This window comes from Neisseria sp. P0009.S007 (assembly GCF_051962515.1).
In genome coordinates this window covers 1-3190 of record NZ_JBQCVF010000169.1, presented here as the reverse complement: position 1 = coordinate 3190, position 3190 = coordinate 1, and the positions used below count along the sequence as shown (strand labels likewise).

Here is a 3190-nt window from a genome sequence, read left to right as displayed (position 1 = left end):
GGCAAAATTTCGCGCCAGGCTGGAGAGCTGCCCCGTTTGCGAGTAATGCACAATCAGCACTTTTTTCATTATCTTCCCTGCAATGAGTAAGTTATGGTTGGTTTGGACGGTATTATATAGTAAACCGACCGGCCTTGAACTTTATTCATATTCAGTATGTTCGCGAAGGTTTCAGCCGATTTGGATGGAAGCGCCGTATTCTGTCGGAATGGGGCGGTAAAGCGGATTTTTATGCCATGCCAACATGAACAACGGCCGTCTGAAAATTTTCAGACGGCCTTGTGTGGAAATCGGGACGCATGGTCTGGAGCAGGATTTGCGCTAAGTATGGCGTGTAAATCGTATAGACAAAAAAATAACCGCTTCAAGGCGGTTGGTGGTGGCCAGAGGCGGAATCGAACCGCCGACACACGGATTTTCAATCCGTTGCTCTACCAACTGAGCTATCTGGCCTTCGCGTGTTTCGTTGCGAGATGTGAATTAAACCAAATTTCGTTGCCTTGTGCAAGCGGTTGTAGGCTTTATTTTTGAGGCGGTAAATTAAGATTTTGTTTTGTATTGAATTATTTTTCGTTTTAATTGGCGGTTTTTAGGTTTGCCGGTTTGATTTTCAGACGGCCTAAGATACAATCGGCTTTTTTGCTTTGGATTTATGCCATGCTGTATGTGTTTGTTCGTGATATGTGGGATGTTTTGCGTTTGCGCTATCGTTCGCCGGAGACGTATTTGTATTCGCCTTTGGTGATGGCAGCGGTGCTGCTGCTGTTGGGTGTGGTGAACGCGGCCAGCATGTCGCCTTTGTTTGGCAGTGGCGCGGCGGCGGTGTGCCTGTCGGTGATTTTGGTGATTGTGAAATGGTTGGTGTTGAGCCGCTCGATGCGCAAGGTGCTGCATTATTACGGTGCGCCCCGGCTGCCTTTGTGGGGCTTTATTTTGGTGTCTGAGGCTTTGCTGCTGCCGCTGTTGCTGGTGTTGTATGTGCCGGCGTTGGCTGCGTTTGCGCTGTTGTGGCAGGCTTGGGTGTTTGTGGTGCAGGTACGCGGTTTGATGTGGATGGGAAATGCGACGCTAGGCCGTGTTTTGGTGGGCTATCTGTTGTATGGTATCGGGGTGCTGTGTGTGGGTACGGTGATTCTGATGCTGTTTATTGCCGCCGGTTGGTTGGACATGGAAACGTTGAATCAAAATCTGCAGGCGTTGACGTCTGCCCGTAAATAATCAATGGAAATTGGAAGGCCGTCTGAAATGTTCAGACGGCCTTTGTTTTATGTGTTTGTTTCGTGGTCTTGCAGGATTTTTTTATAGACGGGGTCGGGGAGGTAGCGGCCTATCATGTCGCGCCAGCCTTGTGGGCCGACCAAGCCTTTGACCATGGTGGAGGACACTTCAGCTATTTCGCGCGGTGGCATCAGGAAGACGGTGGAGATTTCGGGGGCGATGTCGCTGTTGATGTAGCGCATCGAGCGTTCGTATTCGTAGTCGGCGGCGGAACGGATGCCGCGGACGATGAAATTGGCGTTGGCTTCGCGGGCGTAATCGACCAAAAAGCGGTTTTCAAACACGCTGATGCGGACGTTGGGGAAGGGGTGGGTAATGGCATCGAGCATGGCGCGGCGTTCTTCTATGGTGTAGGTGTTGCGCTTTTCGGGATTGGTACCGATGGCGACGATGAGTTCGTCAAAGAGGGATTGGGCTTCCTGTATCATCCACAGGTGGCCGAGGGTGGGAGGGTCGAAGCTGCCTGCGTACACGGCACGGCGCGGAGTGGTCGTGGTCATTTTAGGTTGGGAATGGGGTTTGTGTGGCGTTCAGGATAGGGGAGTTTGCCGGTGATGTCAAAAATCAAAAAGGCCGTCTGAAATTTCAGACGGCCTTTGCGGCTTTATCAGTCGTCACCACTAATAGAGATGAGGATTCTCAGGAGGCTGCTGAAAATGTTGTAGATGGAGATGAAGATGGTCAGCGCCGCGCTGATGTGGCTGTCTTCACCGCCATCGATAACGGCACGAACTTGCCACATAATCATCAGGGAACTGAAGACAACGAAGCCGGCCGCGATGGTCAGGCTCAGGGCTGGGATGTTGAGGAAGATGTTGGCCACAACGGCAATCATGAGCACTATCGCACCGGCACCGAGGAAGCTGCCGAGTTTGTTCATGTTCATTGTGGTGCGGCGTGCCATGGCGGACATGGTGAAGAATACACCGGCGGTCATAGCGGCGGCCGTACCGACGATTTGCGCGCCGTTGTTGATAGCCAGGGCGTATTGCAACATAGGGCTGATGGCAAGGCCCATGCCGAAAGTGAAGATCATCAACAGGGCTACGCCGACGTTGCTGTAACGGTTTTTCTCGATCAGGAAGGTCATGCCGTAGAAGAAGCCGAAGAAGGCAGCCAGGGCAATCCAAGATGAACCGAACATGGAGAAAATGTTAAAGCCTGTTTTGGCGGAAAAGAATGCGCCGGCAATGGCAGGAATGAAAGACAGGCCGAGCAGGCGGTAGGTTTTTTGCAGGACGGTATTTTTGGCAACCGAGCCTTGCGAGGTATAGTCGTAAACGTCGTTTTGCATGGCGTTTGCTCCAGTGTGGATTGAAATGAATGAAATTTGGATTTTAACAGAGAATCATGGGTTTGTATGATTTATCTGTTCTATTTGCCTAATATGCGGGGCAATCGGGAATTTTAAAGGCCGTCTGAAAATCGGGTTTCAGACGGCCTTGGTTTTTTCAATGCTTATTTAGGCTCTTGCGGAACATAGCCTTGTACGGCGTCTGCGCCGTCGCCGAAGAAGTATTGTTCCATCTGCTGGGCGAGGTATTCGCGTGCGCGCGGATCGGCAAGGCTTAGGCGGTTTTCGTTGATGAGCATGGTTTGGTGACGGGTCCAAGCCATCCATGCTTCTTGGGAAACGTTTTCAAAAATGCGTTTGCCCAATTCGTTGGGCAGCGGCGGAAATTTCATGCCTTCGGCTTCTTTGCCGAGTTTGACGCAGTGAACCATACGGGTCATGGCGGTTTCCTTATGTAGGGTTGCAAAGGTTGGTATTTTAGCCGATTGCACGGATAGGGGAAAGCGTGGGTTTCAGACGGCCTGAAACCTTGCTATGATGGTCTTTTCTGTTTATTCAGGCAAAGATTATGAACCGCCTCGATACTGCCCGCCGTTATTCCCTTTTTCTCGCCCGCAA

At 51.2% G+C, this 3190-nt stretch carries 4 protein-coding genes and 1 tRNA gene; 1 reads left to right on the top strand and 4 read right to left on the bottom strand.

Annotation, left to right across the window (positions count from 1 at the left end):
- Positions 1 to 377: 377 nt before the first annotated feature.
- Positions 378 to 453: transfer RNA gene (locus tag ACTHS3_RS10995), tRNA-Phe, on the bottom strand.
- Positions 454 to 657: 204 nt separating this feature from the next.
- On the opposite strand from ACTHS3_RS10995, the gene ACTHS3_RS10990 reads away from it, so the two are divergent.
- Positions 658 to 1218, top strand: coding sequence for a hypothetical protein (locus ACTHS3_RS10990; RefSeq protein WP_070459658.1), 561 nt, complete (start codon positions 658 to 660; stop codon positions 1216 to 1218).
- 47 nt (positions 1219 to 1265) lie between these two features.
- On the opposite strand, the gene coaD is transcribed toward ACTHS3_RS10990, so the two are convergent.
- The 3 genes from coaD to ACTHS3_RS10975 form a co-directional block, all read right to left on the bottom strand.
- A complete protein-coding gene (gene coaD / locus ACTHS3_RS10985; RefSeq protein WP_107857861.1) occupies positions 1266 to 1778 on the bottom strand; it encodes a pantetheine-phosphate adenylyltransferase in 513 nt (170 codons plus the stop codon).
- Positions 1779 to 1885: 107 nt separating this feature from the next.
- Positions 1886 to 2572, bottom strand: coding sequence for a Bax inhibitor-1 family protein (locus ACTHS3_RS10980; RefSeq protein ID WP_440367959.1), 687 nt, complete (start codon positions 2570 to 2572; stop codon positions 1886 to 1888).
- 164 nt (positions 2573 to 2736) lie between these two features.
- A complete protein-coding gene (locus ACTHS3_RS10975) occupies positions 2737 to 3012 on the bottom strand; it encodes an oxidative damage protection protein (RefSeq protein ID WP_003682648.1) in 276 nt (91 codons plus the stop codon).
- Between the last annotated feature and the right edge of the window lie 178 nt (positions 3013 to 3190).